At 42.9% G+C, this 16,956-nt stretch carries 11 protein-coding genes; 6 read left to right on the forward strand and 5 right to left on the reverse strand.

The features are described 5' to 3' along the window. Positions 1–72: 72 nt before the first annotated feature. The 4 genes from FKN08_RS03285 (at position 73) to FKN08_RS03300 (ending at position 7,589) form a co-directional block, all read left to right on the forward strand. On the forward strand, positions 73–2,580 hold the full coding sequence (locus tag FKN08_RS03285) for a fimbria/pilus outer membrane usher protein (protein WP_170891336.1): 2,508 nt from the start codon (positions 73–75) through the stop codon (positions 2,578–2,580). 68 nt (positions 2,581–2,648) lie between these two features. Continuing rightward, positions 2,649–4,523 carry a fimbrial protein gene (locus tag FKN08_RS03290; RefSeq protein ID WP_170891337.1) on the forward strand — a complete coding sequence of 625 codons (1,875 nt, stop codon included), beginning with the start codon at positions 2,649–2,651 and terminating at the stop codon, positions 4,521–4,523. 110 nt (positions 4,524–4,633) lie between these two features. Beyond that, entirely contained in the window at positions 4,634–6,571 is a 1,938-nt protein-coding gene (locus tag FKN08_RS03295) for a fimbrial protein (protein WP_170891338.1), read from the forward strand. A 52-nt stretch (positions 6,572–6,623) separates the two neighbouring features. After that, complete coding sequence (locus FKN08_RS03300) at positions 6,624–7,589, forward strand: OmpA family protein (protein WP_170891339.1); 966 nt, start codon at positions 6,624–6,626, stop codon at positions 7,587–7,589. Between the two features lie 40 nt (positions 7,590–7,629). Here the strand turns inward: FKN08_RS03300 and FKN08_RS03305 are convergent, their stop codons facing one another. The 4 genes from FKN08_RS03305 to trxB all read right to left on the reverse strand — a co-directional run bounded on the left by FKN08_RS03305 (position 7,630) and on the right by trxB (position 13,722). Then, positions 7,630–8,577, reverse strand: a complete 948-nt coding sequence (locus tag FKN08_RS03305) for a helix-turn-helix transcriptional regulator (protein WP_170891340.1) — start codon at positions 8,575–8,577, stop codon at positions 7,630–7,632. Positions 8,578–9,157: 580 nt separating this feature from the next. Further along, entirely contained in the window at positions 9,158–10,879 is a 1,722-nt protein-coding gene (gene cydC, locus FKN08_RS03310; RefSeq protein WP_170891341.1) for a cysteine/glutathione ABC transporter ATP-binding protein/permease CydC, read from the reverse strand. Next, entirely contained in the window at positions 10,872–12,659 is a 1,788-nt protein-coding gene (gene cydD / locus FKN08_RS03315) for a cysteine/glutathione ABC transporter permease/ATP-binding protein CydD (protein ID WP_170891342.1), read from the reverse strand. Before cydD ends, cydC begins: the two co-directional genes overlap by 8 nt. 103 nt (positions 12,660–12,762) lie before the next feature. Next, entirely contained in the window at positions 12,763–13,722 is a 960-nt protein-coding gene (gene trxB / locus FKN08_RS03320) for a thioredoxin-disulfide reductase (protein ID WP_005393195.1), read from the reverse strand. Positions 13,723–14,081: 359 nt separating this feature from the next. Here trxB and FKN08_RS03325 point away from each other — a divergent pair, with 359 nt between their 5' ends. Together FKN08_RS03325 and FKN08_RS03330 are read left to right on the forward strand one after the other, a co-directional pair. Continuing rightward, entirely contained in the window at positions 14,082–14,738 is a 657-nt protein-coding gene (locus tag FKN08_RS03325) for a 2OG-Fe dioxygenase family protein (protein WP_005393193.1), read from the forward strand. After that, positions 14,722–15,957 (forward strand): cysteine desulfurase-like protein, encoded by a 1,236-nt coding sequence (locus FKN08_RS03330; RefSeq protein ID WP_170891343.1) that lies wholly within the window; start codon positions 14,722–14,724, stop codon positions 15,955–15,957. Before FKN08_RS03325 ends, FKN08_RS03330 begins: the two co-directional genes overlap by 17 nt. Before the next feature lie 89 nt (positions 15,958–16,046). Here the strand turns inward: FKN08_RS03330 and FKN08_RS03335 are convergent, their stop codons facing one another. After that, the gene (locus tag FKN08_RS03335) at positions 16,047–16,871 is read right to left on the reverse strand and encodes a DUF2797 domain-containing protein (RefSeq protein ID WP_170891344.1); all 825 of its coding nucleotides are present in this window, start codon (positions 16,869–16,871) and stop codon (positions 16,047–16,049) included. Positions 16,872–16,956: the final 85 nt, after the last annotated feature.

Genomic DNA, 16,956 nt, shown 5'->3' on the forward strand with positions numbered 1-16,956 from the left:
TTAATAATAATCGTAAAGTCATATAAAATCAGCACAGCTATATTAGTTGTGCTTTTTCGAAGGTAGTAAATCATGTTTAAAATGACTCAGGTTGCAATATCGGTTGCAATTTGCTGCTATTCTTTATCTTCCTATGCTGAAGTAGGGAGGTTTAATTTAGGGGCTCTGGAATTAAATGATACAGTGACTTCAGCGGAAAACTTAGAAGTGTTTCTAAATGCCGATAGTGGTATGTTGCCTGGTGTATATAACGTTGACTTATATGTAAATAATCATTATGTATCGACAACTGACATTGAATTTGAGTCTATTAGTGATTCGGTAGAGTTGAGACCAATCATCAATAAAAAGTCATTAAGAAACTTTGGCGTAAAAGTTGATGATATTACCTCGACTAAAAAAATAGCAGATGAACAAACAATAACAGATTGGGAAAACTACATTCCTAATTTTATTTATAAGTTTAACTCCAAAAAGCAAAGACTGGATTTGTATGTTCCTCAGATCTACATGGAACGCGAGCAGCAAGGTTGGGTGAATCCAGAATCTTGGGATGATGGTATTACGGCATTCATGCTCAATTATAACCTACAAGGTATTAATGGTTGGTATGACGGTGAGAGCACAAATAATAGTTACTATGCGAACTTAAGAACAGGCTTTAACTATAAAGGCTGGCGTATTCGTAATTATAGTACTTATAACTACGATGCGTATAACGATACTGAAGAGTGGAATGACTTAGGAACAAAAGTATTTCACGATGTAAAAAGTCTCAACAGCCGATTTGAAGCAGGTAACATCAGTACTCGTAGCAGTATTTTTGACAGCGTCAAAATTCTTGGTGCTCAGCTTGTTACTGAAGATTCCATGCTGCCGGAAAGTCAACGAGGCTTTGCTCCTGTTATCCACGGTATCGCAAATTCCAACGCTAAGGTAACCGTTGAGCAGGACGGTTCGGTCATTTATCAAACCGTTGTGTCTCCGGGTCAATTCGTGATTGATGATCTTTACCCAACCTCTTTAAGTGGTGACCTTGTTGTCACAATCAGAGAAGAAGATGGTTCAGAGCGCACGTTTATTCAACCATTCTCCAGCGTTCCGAATATGGTTCGTGAAGGTCAATTTAAATACACAGTTGCTGCTGGTCAATATGATGCGAGTAGCGTAGATTCTGATGCGATTGTCGCTGAAGCAAGTGCGATGTATGGTATCTCAAATGGTTTGACTGTGTATGGTGGCGCACAAACCTCCGAAGATTACAACGCTTTTGCATTAGGGCTTGGTTTGAGTCTGGGGCGTTTTGGTGCATTAACTGGCGACGTAACACACTCCATTGCTGATGTCGAAGGCCAAGGCTACACGCAAGGTCAATCGTACAGTATTAACTACTCGAAAGACATTGAGGAGATTGGCGCTTCATTCAACTTAGCTAGTTATCGCTATTCAACGGAGGATTTTTACACTCTAGAAGATCTACTGATTGAAAATGAAGGCTCAAACACTTTCTGGTGGGGCCTTGATGAGCGTAAAAAACAAAAATTACAGCTTAGCTTTAACCAACAGATCAATGATGGTGAGTGGGGTAGTCTATCGGTTTACGGCTACCAACAAGAGTACTGGGACAGTGATAATATCGACCGTAATTTAACGGCCAGCTACAGTAATAATTTTGATCGAGTCTCATATTCATTAAGCTACTCGATGATGGATTCGACTGCTTACTCTGATGACAGTCAAGTAATGTTGAATGTAAGTGTTCCTCTTGAGGGATGGTTCGACGGTGGTTATGTTGATTACGCCATCAGTAACGACAGCAATGATCATACGATTCAGCGTGCTGGGTACACAAATACAGCGTTAGAGGACGACAATTTATCTTACAGCATTGTTGCAACAGCAGAAGATGGCGAAGGTAATGACAGCATCTCGGCATCGACCAGTTACACTGGTAATCATGCTGATCTGAACGCGACAGTCAGCCACCGTAAAGACAGTACTCAAGTCAGCTATGGTGCGAGCGGTGCTGTAATCGTCCACTCTGACGGGGTGACCATGTCTCAACCGATTAACAGCGCGGATTACAATGGCGTAGTGTTAGTGGATACGAACCAGGCAGAAGACGTTCATATCGAAAACGGCACTGGCATTGACACCAATGGGTCAGGTTATGCGGTGGTCCCTTATGTGAACAGTTATCAAGCGAACGAGGTCGCGATTGATTCTGATTCACTAGGCAAAAACATGGAAGCGACAAACACAATCACTAAAGTTGTTCCAACGGCAGGTGCGATTGTTAAAGCCAAGTTTAACGTTAAAACAGGCTATAAAGCGCTATTCACGGTAGAGAATAAAGGGAAAGCCGTTCCATTTGGTTCGATTGTTAAAACACCAGAAGATGTGAATAACGAAATATCTTACGTAGGTAACGATGGCGTTGTGTATCTATCTGGACTAGAGAAGCAAGGCACATTGAATGTTCTATGGGGCAAAGATATTTGTACAATTAACTATGACCTATCAAATGAGTTAAACGCAGACTCATCAGGCATTGTTAAAAAGACCGTTCATTGTCAATAACCTCTAGTTGAATATGGAGCTGATAACCGGCTCCATAAATACAAATAAACGTGTATTAGGTGTCGCTAATGATATTAGTTAAAAGTCGCGCTTTAGCATTAATGGGTTTGTGTTGCCTCGCTGTAACGTCTGTCTCTCATTCTGCTCCATTGAATAATGAACAGATGATGGTCGTCAAAGAAAAGCTATCGCAATTGACTCCCGAGCAAAAAGAACACATAAAAAATAAAATAAAGAGTTTAACACCAGAACAAAAAGAAAATATTAAAGGTAAGCTCAAAGAAAAATTTGACACATTATCTGCGGAAGATAAAAAACGCTTACTAGATGGCCTTGCTCACTTGCCTGAAGCTAAAGTGTCGTCAATGTTTAAAGCGTTTTCTAAACTAAGTAATGAAGAAAAATTTAGAATTAAACAACAAATTTTTCAGCGTGTTGAAGATAAAATAAAAGCACTGTCAGAAAGCCAACGTGTCACTCTCTATAATAACATTAAAAAATCCAAATCACCGAAAGAACGTGTTGCTTTAATCAGTAGCGCTATTGGCCGATTAGACAATGTTACTTATGGTGTGAGTGGGGGAGAGGTTTTAAATCTATTAAATAACTTGACCCTTGACCAATGGTCGAAGCTATTCACTAGTCTTGGCCAAGAAATCGAGGAAAGATACGGCGAAACATTATTAGGCGGCGAGTTAGCGGCACTATTTACAGGCTTAGGTGATATCGCAGCTGATCTGAACGAAGTAACGAATGTAGACACCAGTACACGTTTATATATGCCGATGTTGTTGCGTAACCCAAATGGTGCAGACTGCCGCAGTGTTAACGAAAGTGGTGAGCAGCAACTCCTGACATCAGGGCAAACGATCAGTTGCCGAACACAAGATTTCACCAATGCCATGTATGTGCGTTACCCGGATTGGGCACTTTATATGGTGCGCTATGCACATATTAAAGCCAAGCTGAGCTGTGCTCCGGGCTGGACTCAGCAAGGTGAGTATTGTACTAGCCCAGACATTCCGGGCGCGGGTGTTAAAGCTGAAATTCAAACGGCCTTTGGTCGTAAACATTATTCTTTAACATTGAACAATGGTCAGCAAGATATGGACATGGGGGAAATGTACAAAGCTGAGGGTTTGACGGGCTTAACTGGGGGCAGCGGTCAGTGGATTGATGATAACTGCGCTGGTGCGGGCACATCCGGCGACTGTTATGAAGGTGATGGCTATTACAAAGGTAATCTGCCTGTTAATGTAACTGTCGAGTGGAAGATGTTAGACCCAATGAAATATTACCAGTGGAAGGCGACGAGCAACACCGCTGATGATATCGCAAAAAACAACCTTCACCCGTTTCAGGTCGAATACCAAGATGGAAAAGACGAGTTGTTTGGTGGGGTGCTACACGTAAATATGCTCGATCCCGGCTATCCACAAGGATACATCGTAACCAGTTTTCCGGGCTGGTCTTCAAGCTGTGAAATCAATCAACCAGAACAAACGGTCGATTTAGGCACCGTATATGCCAAAGATTTCAAAACGCCGGGCCCGTTAGAATCGACGTTTAAACCATTTAAAATTGGTTTGTCATGCACCGGAACACAAAAAGATTATAAACCCGCGATAAGGATAATTTCAGCAGGGGCGACTGGGGGAGAATTATATAATGGTGAAAATACAGGGTATTTACATAACCGTTTAACCGACGCCAATGCTGCAAAAAACGTCGGTATCGCGGTGTATTATGATTTACCAACAGGGAAAAAACCGGTTGCGTTTTATGGCCCGCCTAGTGAATATCCTCAGGAATTTAATCTAGAAGAAGATGATAGCCCTAATTTGAAGTTTTTAGCGGCATTTTATAAGCCAATCTGGCCCGCCGATCCTATTACCACCGGTAAATTTGAAGCGGATATTACCATAGAAATGGTTTATCCATAGCCGGATACAAATAAAATATAATTACCTATAAATCATCCCCCCTCTTCTTATCGGAGAGGGGGCGAAAATTATAATAACGAAAATGATTTAAATAATTTTTGAGAATGTCTATGAAAATTAATAATCGTTATAAGGCATCGTTGCTAATCGCAATGACGCTAATATTTCAATCTCAAACCACGTTCGCGTTGGAAAATAATCAATCTAAGCTGGAAAAACTTCAGAAACGATATCAAACGTTAAGTAAAGACGACAAACAGCAATTAAGGAAAAGGCTGGAATCCCTGACGCCAGAGCAAAAGAAAAAGCTGCGTCACAAAGTGGTAGAGGAGTTACGTACACTGCCTGAAGAAGATAAAGCTCGCCTTAAAAAAGCACTTGGTCAAAGCATCAGCGATAAACGTCAGGCACTGCGTGAATGGGCAGCAAGCTTAACGGTGGAACAAAAGATCGAGTTCCGGCAACGCTTGATCGATATGGTTCAAAATAAAATTCGTTCTCTTAGCCCTCAGGAGCGTCAAAAGCTGTATACGCAACTAAAAAATGCGCCCAATGAGGAAGCGCAGTTTCGTATTCTAGGCGATTTGCTAGGTGGCCCACGTGGCATTTTAGGGGGCTTAGGTGACTTAGTCGGTGGGATTCTAGGTGGCGTTTTGGGTGGGTTAGGTAACATTCTGGGTGAAATTGCCCAAGCATTAGGCGTGACCGTTACAGATTTGTTAAATGGTATCGGAGATGGTTTAGGCTACTTGGGTGATGCATTAGGCGATAATGTTGTAGGTGGCTTGGTCGGAGGATTAGGCAGCTTGGTCAACGGCATTAACGAGATCCTCTTTGGTGGGAATAAGCTCTATATGCCGCTACTGCTGACCAGTCCCGATGGTGCGGATTGTCGCAACCACAATACATCTGGCAGCAGAGTGGGCTGGACATCCGGTGTGACTCAGGCCTGCACAACTCAAAGTACACAAACGGCGTTTTACACACCAAAACCAGAATGGGCTGAGTACATGATTAAGTCCCAAGGTGTGGGGATAGAAATGCAATGCTCAGAAGATATGGGATGGAAGCCGCTTGCGATTGATGGCACGCAATATTGTTACAACAAACTGCTGGTGCCAGAGGCGGCGGTACGAGCAGAAGTCACGTTCCGAGGCCATGTGTTCAGTCCTGAACAAGGAAAAGTGGACAACATTAACTTTGGTGAGTTCTTGAGTGTTTGTGCAGACGGAGGGCTTTTAACTGGTGCGCATCAAGTTGGTGATGGCCCGCTGGTTACTGACGGCAGCCGAACGTGTAAAGATGAAAATACACGTAAAAAGCCAAAAGGTACGGGGCTATATAAAGGGACGTTACCCGTAGATGTCAATATCACCTGGAAGAAAGTGCCTGGAGCAAAAGCGTCAGCTCCGCGCAATGTAATAGACAGCATTCGTAATAACTTGTACCCGTTTAAGTTTGTGTATCACGACAACGGGAAAACGGTTGGCAGCGGTGACGGTGGCACGCATTTGGTGCATATGCTGAGCTCACCTGCGGCGAGAAACTACATTGTCACTAACTTTGGGGGCTGGACCGCATCTTGTGAAATTACCCAACCGACACAAACCGTCGATCTTGGTACTGTGCACACCAAAGAGTTTTCAACAACAGGCCCTTTGCCTTCAACCACCAAACCATTTGAAATCGGTATGGATTGCACCGGAGTCAGTGGGACATACAAACCGACGGTGAAGTTCTTCACGTCAGGTGCGACGTCCTTCGAAGTCTATGACGGCAAACCTCATGGCTTATTGCTGAATCAAAACGACGGCGCAAATGCCGCTGACAATGTTGCGGTTTCTGTTGTTATTGATGGGAAAGACGGGGTGATGCCTGTGCCGACTTTTAACTCGCCGATTGCGGAGTTATTCAGTTTTGATTTGTCGGCGGATGCCAAACCTAAAATGCAGTTTTGGGCGTCCTTTTTCAAACCTGCTTACCCGGGCGGCGCAATTAAGCCCGGCAAGTTTGATGCACAGATGACAGTCGAACTTATCTATCCATAATCACGACGACACCTCCTGAGGGAGGTGTCTATTTTTCTAACAGGTATAAAGTATGACAAAACACAGCATGGCGTTGCTTGTTGCTCTGATGGCAAACAATGTGATGGCAAAAGATGACACCGCTTCTCTTTTTGATGATCTATTTGTGGGCGTAAAAAGTGGTTATCAGATTTTGGATGATGACCAGTCGCATCAAATTCGCCCTAATGCCTACAACCTAGGCGTCTTTACGGGCTTTCAGCTTACCGACAATGTAAGTTGGGATATCGGTTATCATTATTGGGGCGATGCGCAATTGGATGAGAAAGAGTATTCTGTTGATATTCTCGAAACCGGCCTTCGTTATGATCACTACATTACTCAAAACACCAGCTTGTTTGCACGTGCTGGCTTAGGGTATGCGTGGACAGAAACAAGTGGTGCCATCTCAGGTTCAAGTCGCTCATCAAATATCGTGCCTTTAATTGAAGTCGGTGGACATTACTGGCTGTCCAAAAATTGGTCAACAGGTGTCAGCTACCAATACACCAGAGGAGTTGAAGCGGCTCCTAGCTTAGATATCGACGCACACAGCATCAATTTGTCATTAACTTATGGGTTTGATAACAACAAGAAAGTGGCGTCATATGCATTGGCGCAACACGAAGAACAAGTGTTGCCTCATAGTTATGTCTTCGTTGAACTGCATGAAGATACCGTTTTCGATTTGGACAGCGCGCAACTGACAGATCAGGGCAAAGAGACCATTCGCGATTTTGTTAGCAGAATGCCGAAAAAACAGGGTATGGTAATCAGTGTTATTGGACACACTGATAATTCTGGCAGTGAAGAGTACAACCAAACACTGTCTGAGCGACGCGCTCTGGCTGTCAAAACGTACATGGTTGAGCTAGGCTTAGATGAGAGTTTAATTACTGCGGTCGGCCAAGGTGAATTAGAGCCTAAATATTCTAACGATTCGAAAAGTGGCCGCAAAAAAAACAGGCATGTTGAAATTTTAACAAAATATAATGATTAATAAAAATAGCCCTCATATGGAGGGCTATTTTTTTGAGTGGTTATGATTCTTTGATAAACTGGATTACGCCGTGGTGAGAAATAAAATCTTCGTATTCGATACTCAATAGATATGTCTTGCCATATTGAACAATCTCATTAATGTTACTATTAATTTTAATTCGGTTAGATATCGATGCTACCGTTTTAAACCCCAAGTTTAAGTATAATCTTAATGCCTCAGAGTTTAAGCAAAAAACATAGATCCTTTTAGGAGGGTTATTTATGGTTTCTTTTATTAACTCCTTTATAAAGTAGTGATTCCAAATACCACTGTGTAGAGATGTTGGGATAGAAAATATGAATGACTCTTGTTCTCTATTTCCGAAATTTAAATCTCTTAATCGTAACTCTTTTTTTTTGAAAATAGATATAAAATCTTTTTCAAATGAGGTATTTAAGTATATCCATGCACATTGTGCAGTATAGGTATCGGTATCATGGTTTTTGCATGCAGTAATGACGATGGTTCTTGCCTTCTGCATTTCTATAATATGTTCTATGTCTTTCTCACTTGCTTTAGTTTCAGACTGACGGATAATATTATTTATAGAACCTTTGATTTTAGTTAAAAGCTCGGTGCTATCTGAATAGTTGCTCTTATCAAATGTTTTGAACTCCTCAAGTTGAGGGAGAGTTGAGGAGAGTAATCTAAATCGATTCTGGTTATTATCTAAATAGTTAATAAGATCAATGAATGGCTTTAATTTTGAATTTGATAACCTTAACGATAGCTTCTTATAAGAGTCGATCACGTCCAACTCTAATATTCTTAAAATTAAATATATCTTAAATGTTGAAGGTGTTGTGTGATCATTTTCCCATCTGTTATAGGTCGTCGTATTTAAATTATAAAATTTACTGTGTCCGGATATCAATTTATCTACGATTTCGTTTTGTGAAAGTGAAAGATTAGCTCTTGTTTTTTTTATAAAAGAAGAAAACTTCATAGAAATGACTCTGACTTAAAATTGAACTGGCTTTAATTATTTGATTCTATCTGAATGGTTATTTATAAGTAAAGCGTAGTTTTTATGTTAGTAATGATTGTTATACCTTGTTAATTATTGTCTATGTATTTTAACGGTTTTGTTGAGTGTATTTTTTTGCACGTCTTGAGTCTAAGTTAATGATATTATTGTAAATAAAAAGTCTTGAAGAATAAATTTATATTTATTCTCAGCTTTGAAACTATGAGCTAGGAAAGTGGTCGTACAAGTTGGATGAGCATTGCAGAATTTTTTGTGGCTATATATGCGCTTAGAGACATAGTTCAAGGAGTGTTATCTAAGTTGTGTGTACTAATCGTAGTATATAAGTGCTCAGAAGTAGATCAGAAAAAGTTTGAGAGTACACCAGATTTTTGATAAATTTATATTACAATTTGATTTTTTGTGATGGATAGTTAACTCTGTTGTCCTGCAGTTTAACTCACGGTGATAAGCACACAGGTATACTGGAGTAAGATAGAAAAGCCAGTAACGATAGGGGTCGCTACTGGCTTTAGTTGTCTTAAATGTAGGAATGGTGTTATAGAGACTGTAATAGCTGGTAGTAACGACCTTTCTGAGCGAGTAGCGTTGGATGATCGCCTTGCTCGATGATCTCACCTTGTTCCATCAAACAGATGCTATCCATGTTTTCTAATTCTATAAGTCGGTGTGTAATGAATACCACTGTCTTATTAGCAAAGTGCTCATTGAAAAGCGCCATCACTTTTTGTTCCGTACGCTTATCGAGGCCTTCAGTCGGTTCATCTAAGAGTAGGATTGGGGCATCACGTAGCAATGCGCGAGCGATACCGATTCGGCGTTTCTCACCACCAGATAACTGACGACCACCGTCGCCTAACCAAGCATCTAACCCTGGAGCCTCAAGAAGGCCACCAAGTTCGACTTTTTGAAGAATCTCAGACAGTCGCTCATCACTTGCTTCTGGAGCGGCCATAAGTAAGTTGTCACGCAGTGTTCCATTCAGTACATCAACGCGTTGACTTACCACTGTCATTGCTTCTCGCAGGTCAGACTCGCTCCAATCTTGCAGCTTTGTACCACCGATTCGAACTTCACCTTGGTTTACATCCCAGTAGCGACAAAGAAGCTGAATCAGTGTTGATTTACCTGAACCTGTTTGACCTACAATCGCTGTTTTAGTGCCCAACGGTAGTGAGAGTGACAAGTATTTCAGCACCTTTTGCTGACCGTCAGGGTAAGTGAAGTCAATGTTGTCGAATTCAATGTCTAACGTTGTGTCTTTATATTTTGATTGCTCAGGGAAGACAACGTCAGGTTCAGCCAAAATTACTTCATTTAAACGACGAGCAGAAGTCAACGTTTGACCCAGGTACTGGAACGCGCCCGCAATAGGCATCAAAATTTCAAAACTTGCCATCGTTGCAAATGCAAACAACGCAATCCAAGGATCAGGAGCACGACCTCCTACGCCGTCTGCAGCAAACCAAAGCATCACAACCAGTGTAAGACCGTTCACAAGCATAAGCAGGCCTGAAGCCATGCCCGTTAAATTCGCGTTCACAAACTGATTAGACAAAAGCTGCTTTTGCTTCTCTAGAATGAGATTGCGATAACGCTCTTCTGCTCCAAAGATACTCAGTTCGCTGTAGCCTTGAAGCCAGTCCAGAGTCGCCACTCGCAATTGCGCTTTATGATGAGTGAGATTCTCGCCATTACTTTTACCAAGTTTATAGAACAACACTGGCCATACAAACAACATGACGGTAAGAATCGAGCCAAGCAGCAGCGCGAGATGCCAATCAAAGAACGCCAGGACAGCCGTTAAACTCAATATGCCAAAAATGCCAATCACGACAGGGCTGATAAGTCGAAGGTAAACGTGATCCATCGCGTCAACGTCCGCCACTAGGCGGTTGAGCAGATCAGCATCACGCATCGTAGAGACACGACCCGGAATCAGTGGTGCAAGTTTCTTAAAGAAGAAGATACGTAGATCGGTAAGTAACTTGAACGTCGCATTGTGGCTGACGACACGTTCTCCCCATCGACCTGCGGTTCGAGCCATTGCAGCGCCGCGTACCCCGGCACCTGGTAACATGTAGTTGAAGGTCTCACGAGCAACCGTCAAGCCTGCCACCGCTGCGGCTGAAATAAACCAACCCGATAGCGTTAATAAGCCAATAGATGCAGCTAAGGTCAGAAATGCCAATAGCATACCTAGAGAAAGACCAAACCAATGTTTCTTATAGAGTTTTAGATAAGGGAGTAAATCACGCATCTAAGTTCCCCTTGTCTGTTTCACGTTGTGCGAGGTTCGCTTCCAACATGTCTTTAAATAAGCCATCTTCTGTCGACAGTGTGTCGTAATCACCACATTGAACAATCTGGCCGTCCTGCATAACAAGAATTTGCGATACGCTTTGTAAAGGTGCCAACTGGTGAGTAATTATCAAATTCGTTGTGGCATGTGCGTACTTGTTAATGCCTTCCATGACGAGTTTTTCACTACGAGCATCTAAGCTTGCGGTCGGTTCATCTAATAACCAAAAACGACCATTTTGTAGCATAGCGCGAGCCAACGCTAAACGCTGGGCTTGGCCGACAGATAAACCACCAGAGCGGTCAGATATCGGGTAATCCAACCCATGCATTTCAACAAATTCAGCAGCATGAGAGTCATTCAAAACAGAATGAACGTCTGCATCTTGAATGTTGTGTTTGCCTAACGTGACGTTATCTCGAATGCTGCCATGTAATAGCATCGGGTTTTGACCAATCCAGCTTACGACCTCTCGCCATGTGGCTAGATCCAGTTGTGACAATTCACAACCATTAATCTTCAAGCTACCTTGATAAGGCATGAAACCGAGGATGGTGTTGACCAAGCTTGTTTTACCTGCGCCACTTGGTCCAACTAAAGCCGTACTTTTGTTGGCTTCAAGAGAGAAGGATAGGGGACCTGCGAGCTGCTTACCTTCCGGACTAAAAATGGTTAACTCGTCCGCTTCAACATGGATGGGACTACTCTTATCTAACGCTTGGGTGCCATCTTTGACTTGATCGACTTCTAAATCCAGAAACTCGACAATGCTTTCTGCTGCGCCAACCGCTTGCTGTTTCGCATGATAGAAAGTGCCCAAATCACGTAATGGCTGATAAAACTCTGGCGCAAGAATCAGAATGAACAAACCAGCAAACAGCGTAACACCAGTGCCGTAGTAGCCGAAATCGAGCTCTCCGATATAACTAAAGCCAAAGTAGACGGCGGTAATTGCGATAGAAATGGAAGTGAAAAACTCTAAAACCGCAGAAGATAGAAACGCGATTTTCAGAACGTCCATGGTACGAGTACGAAAGACTTCCGAAGCACCCTTCAGAGTTTCAGTTTCAGATTTTGTTCTATCGAATAAGCGAATGGTCGTCATTGCTTGCAAGCGGTCATAAAAGTGACCGGACAAACGCTGCATCGCTTTAAAGTTTTTACGGTTTGCTTCTGCGGCTTTCATCCCAACCAGTGCCATGAAAATAGGCACCAGTGGTGCAGTGACTAGGAAGATCAAGCCTGCCGCCCAGTTTACTGGGAATACGACAACCAAAATAATGAAAGGCACTAGTACCGATAATGACATCTGAGGCAAGTAGCGAGAGAAGAAATCTTGCATATCTTCTACCTGCTCTAAGATGAGCGTCGCCCAGCTGCCGGCAGGTTTGCCTTTGATGTAAGCAGGCCCAAGTTTATGAACTTTATCTAAAATGAGTTGGCGAATATAAACTCGAATTTGCTCACCGCAACGGTAACCGGCAAGCTCTCGACCCCAGGTACAAGCAGCTCGACCGATAACCGTGCCACCAAGCCCAACAAAATGCCAAATGAGGTCGGCTTTGTCGACTTGGTCAATGATTAACTGGTGCAGAATGGAGGCGATCAGGGCTGCTTGAGCCAATAAAAACACGCTTGAAAGTACGCCTAGGCCTATCGCAATCATAAGCCAGCGCTTGGCTAACTTACTTTGTTGCTTAAGCCACTTATTCAAGCTGCTTTGCTTTTTCTTATCCATCGTGAAGGCTTAATGATAATTGTTTTAATGAGGCGGTAGTATACAAAAGAAAACCCAGCGGGAATACCGCTGGGCTTTAAGGATATGACACAAATGTGAAAAGTTATTTGTCACCAAGTGAGTCTAAGAAACGCTCAGCATCTAATGCCGCCATACAACCTGTACCTGCTGATGTGATAGCTTGACGGTAGTTATGGTCCATAACGTCGCCTGCTGCAAATACACCTTCAATGCTAGTTTGTGTAGCGTTGCCTTCTAGGCCAGACTTAACGATGATGTAGCCATCTTTCATGTCTACTTGGCCTTCAAAGATTTGTGTGTTTGGCTGGTGGCCGATCGCAATAAACGCGCCCATCACTTCAAGGTCTTCAGTCGCACCTGTGTTGACGTCTTTAATACGAACGCCAGTTACGCCCATGTCGTCGCCAAGTACTTCATCGAGAGTTCGATCGGTATGAAGAACGATATTACCGCTTTCAACTTTATCCATCAGACGTTTCACAAGGATCTTCTCTGCACGGAATGAATCGCGGCGGTGGATCAGGTGAACTTCTGACGCAATGTTAGATAGGTAAAGTGCTTCCTCAACAGCAGTGTTACCACCGCCCACAACTGCAACTTTCTGATTACGGTAGAAGAAACCGTCACAGGTTGCACAAGCAGAAACGCCGCGACCTTTAAATGCTTCTTCAGACTCAAGGCCAAGGTATTTTGCTGATGCACCCGTAGAAATAATCAATGCGTCACATGTGTACTCGCCAGAATCGCCTTTTAAACGAAATGGGCGTTGTGATAGTTCTACTTCGTTGATGTGATCAAACACGATCTCAGTTTCGAAACGCTCGGCGTGCTCTTTCATGCGATCCATCAATGCAGGACCTGTCAGACCTTCAGCGTCGCCGGGCCAGTTTTCAACTTCAGTAGTGGTGGTTAGCTGACCACCTTGTTGCATTCCCGTCACAAGCACAGGGTTTAGGTTGGCACGCGCTGCGTAGACGGCAGCTGTGTATCCTGCTGGACCAGAACCAAGAATTAATAGTTTACAATGTTTTACGTCGCTCATTATGGCTCCAAAAAGGGCTGAACATTTCCCTCGATTGTATGGAAATTCTTAGTGCTTTAAAAGCATAAACAACGATTGTGATCGAATAATTGGTTATAGATTAGAACCCACTAAAGATTGATAAAGAACGTTGACTTCTAGCATAAAATTCTATTCGTAGTAGAGAAGTCTAGTTTCAAATATCGCCAAAGCGCAAAACTGAAACATGGTTCTGTATTTTTGCTTTGGATTGGTTTGTTGTGTTGTTTTTGTTGTTTTGTTGAAGCTATCAACGTTAAAAGCTGGCAATTACAGAATATTTGCGTAACCTAGTGTGTAAATTAAATGTTAATTAATGTGCCTCATTAAAGGAGACAATGATGTTACATTCACGTGAGAATACTCTGCATTTAACACAGCTCAGCATGGCAGCAATTGAGCAGCTTTCCCCATCGTTTGAAGAACTGCCTCGTACCGAGCATGCAGATGGTCAGTATCGACTAAGACGTTATTCTGTGGTTGGTTTTGATAACGGCAAAGTCATTGACTTAAACAAAAACAGCTTTGTTCAATCGTCTGATATCAACCGATTCCAAGGTGATGTTGTAAGACAATTTGAGCCGATTGAGAAGGATATTCTCACCAGTGATGGTTTCCGAGAAATGTGCGAATTGTTTGTCAATGCGAATCATTTGCCTAACGGCCAGGAAATAGAAATTCACCAAATCCGAATCACAGCGCTAGAAGAAGAAACTCAAGTGGCACCTGAAGGTGTGCACCAAGACGGTTTTGATCACATTGCAATGGTTGGCGTAGGACGTCATAACATCATTGGTGGTGACATCATGCTGTACAGCAGTCATAACCAAGCCCCATTTTTCCGTAAGGTGTTAGAAACGGGTGAGGTTGCAATATTGGCAGACAGTAAACTGTGGCACAATGCGTGCCCAATCCGTTCTGTCATTGATGATGAAGCGGGTCATATGGATGTGTTTGTACTCACGGCTACGGATAAGCGCAATGAACTTCAATCTTAATCTGATCAGGGAGCAGTTTCCGGCGCTCGCTCAATACCATAACGACAAACCTGTGACGTTTTTTGATGGTCCAGGCGGGTCACAGGTACCTCAATCAGTGCTAGACAGCATGGTGGGATATTTAGGTCGTTTCAACGCCAACTTAGGCGGGCATTATTTTTCTAGCCAAAAGACGGTTGACGTGATGCAAAATGCACGCGAGTCAGCGCAAGCTCTGCTAAACGCGCCGTCGTCTGGCAATATTGTCTTCGGTGCCAATATGACCTCACTAACCTTTCAGCTTAGTCGCGCGATTAGTCGAGATTGGCAAGCAGGAGATGAGATCATTGTTTCCGCTTTGGATCACTATTCAAATGTATCCAGCTGGCAGCAAGCGGCAGAAGATAAAGGCGTTACGGTTCATCAAGTTCGTATCAACGAAGAAGATTGTACGCTGGATATGGAGCATTTAAGCCGCCTTCTTTCTGATAAAACGCGCCTTGTCGCTGTGACTTATGCATCGAACACGACGGGCTCTATTGTGGATGTACAGCAAGTAGTCAGCATGGCGCACAATGTTGGGGCACAAGTTTATGTGGATGCCGTCCATTATGCGCCTCATCATTTGGTTGATGTTCAAGCGTTAGGTTGTGACTTTTTAGCTTGCTCAGCTTACAAGTTTTTTGGACCGCACGTTGGTGTTGCTTACATTGCCGACCAGTGGCTGCACAGTATTCGTCCGTACAAAGTTGAGCCTGCTACCAATATTGGCCCAGGCCGATTTGAAACGGGAACGCAAAGTTTTGAAGGTCTTGCTGGTGTCGTTGCTGCGGTTGAGTATCTGGCTCAATTTGGTGAAGCCGGTCTACCTCTTCGTCAACGATTGGAGCAAAGTTACCAATTGTATAAACAACATGAGCAACGCTTGAGTGAGCGTTTCTTACAGCGTCTGAGTGCACTAGATGGTGTCAATCTATTTGGCATTGCGAAAGAAGATAGCCAACTCCGCACACCAACTTTTGCGCTAACATTCGACCGATATTCTCCAGAATTCATCGCGAAAACGCTGGGTGAACACAACATCTGTGTTTGGAACGGCCACTTTTATGCGCTGGGCTTAGTTCGTCAACTTGGTCTAGAAGAGTCGGGTGGTGTGGTACGAATTGGTTGCATGCATTACAACACAATAGAAGAAGTCGATATGTTGTTCGATGTACTAGAAAACATCCTTGATGCGTAACTGATCATATCTTCCTGATAGAAAAACAAAAGCTCGAGTCAAACTCGAGCTTTTTCGTTTTTATTTCAATAAACCAGCTACATATAAAACTAGGCGCTTACTTCCACTTCATAGGAAGTGAATTTTCTTACGTTGATCACGCCAGTGTCAAAAATGAGGTATTGACCTTTGATGCCTTGCAAAGTACCAGTAACAACCGGGTTTTTATCGAAATTATGCGAGGTGATCTTAGTTGGGTGCTGTTGCACCGGATAGCTAAGGTCGGTAATGCTTTCGCTTAATACTTCAATTGCATCTTCACCGAATTGCTGTTTTATCTCAGCAATCTTGTCTTTGACTAAAGGCAATAGCTCAGCAAAACGCTCTTGCAGTGCCATTGGTTCACCATCGCCTTTCAGCAGTGTGCGCCAATTGGTTTTATCTGCGATGTGTTTCGCCAGTTCAACTTCAATTAAACCGGAGATATGACGAGTTTTTACCTTAAAAATTGGCAAACCCTGAGTCGCACCTTGATCAATCCAACGAGTTGGGATTTGCGTATGACGAGTGATACCAACTTTTAAGCTGGATGTATTGGATAGGTAGACAAAGTGATCCACCATGCAGTTCTCTTCGCCCCATTGTGGCTCGCGACAAGTTCCTTGGTCGTAGTGACAAGTCTCTGGTTTCATGATGCACATATCGCAGCTTGCTAGCTTTTTCATACAGACAAAACAATGGCCTTGCGAATAACTCTTTTTCGTTTTCTTACCACATGAGCAACAAAAAATATTGCCCGTGTGAGTCAGTGTGAGCGTTTTACCCAGAAACGGCGATAGATCAATTTCTTCCTCACCAACAGGTAGACGGTAACTGACAGCACCGTCCAGAGATGCACGCATTTTATTTAGCGTACCAGTTGCAATTAATGACATGACATTACTCATTATTGTGTTTTTGCACAGTATATCCGAAGTGGTGATGAGATGCAGGGTTGACAGGCACATTAAAGCGAAATGT

It is taken from the genome of Vibrio sp. 1-2 (7-a), from assembly GCF_013048515.1.
Taxonomy (GTDB): domain Bacteria; phylum Pseudomonadota; class Gammaproteobacteria; order Enterobacterales; family Vibrionaceae; genus Vibrio; species Vibrio diabolicus.

Coding starts and splice junctions, on each gene's coding strand:
- cydC (WP_170891341.1), bottom strand. CDS start 10,879: ATGCGTGATTTACTCCCTTATCTAAAACTCTATAAGAAACATTGGTTT.
- FKN08_RS03290 (WP_170891337.1), top strand. CDS start 2,649: ATGATATTAGTTAAAAGTCGCGCTTTAGCATTAATGGGTTTGTGTTGC.
- cydD (WP_170891342.1), bottom strand. CDS start 12,659: ATGGATAAGAAAAAGCAAAGCAGCTTGAATAAGTGGCTTAAGCAACAA.
- FKN08_RS03285 (WP_170891336.1), top strand. CDS start 73: ATGTTTAAAATGACTCAGGTTGCAATATCGGTTGCAATTTGCTGCTAT.
- FKN08_RS03335 (WP_170891344.1), bottom strand. CDS start 16,871: ATGTCATTAATTGCAACTGGTACGCTAAATAAAATGCGTGCATCTCTG.
- FKN08_RS03325 (WP_005393193.1), top strand. CDS start 14,082: ATGTTACATTCACGTGAGAATACTCTGCATTTAACACAGCTCAGCATG.
- FKN08_RS03330 (WP_170891343.1), top strand. CDS start 14,722: ATGAACTTCAATCTTAATCTGATCAGGGAGCAGTTTCCGGCGCTCGCT.
- FKN08_RS03300 (WP_170891339.1), top strand. CDS start 6,624: ATGACAAAACACAGCATGGCGTTGCTTGTTGCTCTGATGGCAAACAAT.
- trxB (WP_005393195.1), bottom strand. CDS start 13,722: ATGAGCGACGTAAAACATTGTAAACTATTAATTCTTGGTTCTGGTCCA.
- FKN08_RS03295 (WP_170891338.1), top strand. CDS start 4,634: ATGAAAATTAATAATCGTTATAAGGCATCGTTGCTAATCGCAATGACG.
- FKN08_RS03305 (WP_170891340.1), bottom strand. CDS start 8,577: ATGAAGTTTTCTTCTTTTATAAAAAAAACAAGAGCTAATCTTTCACTT.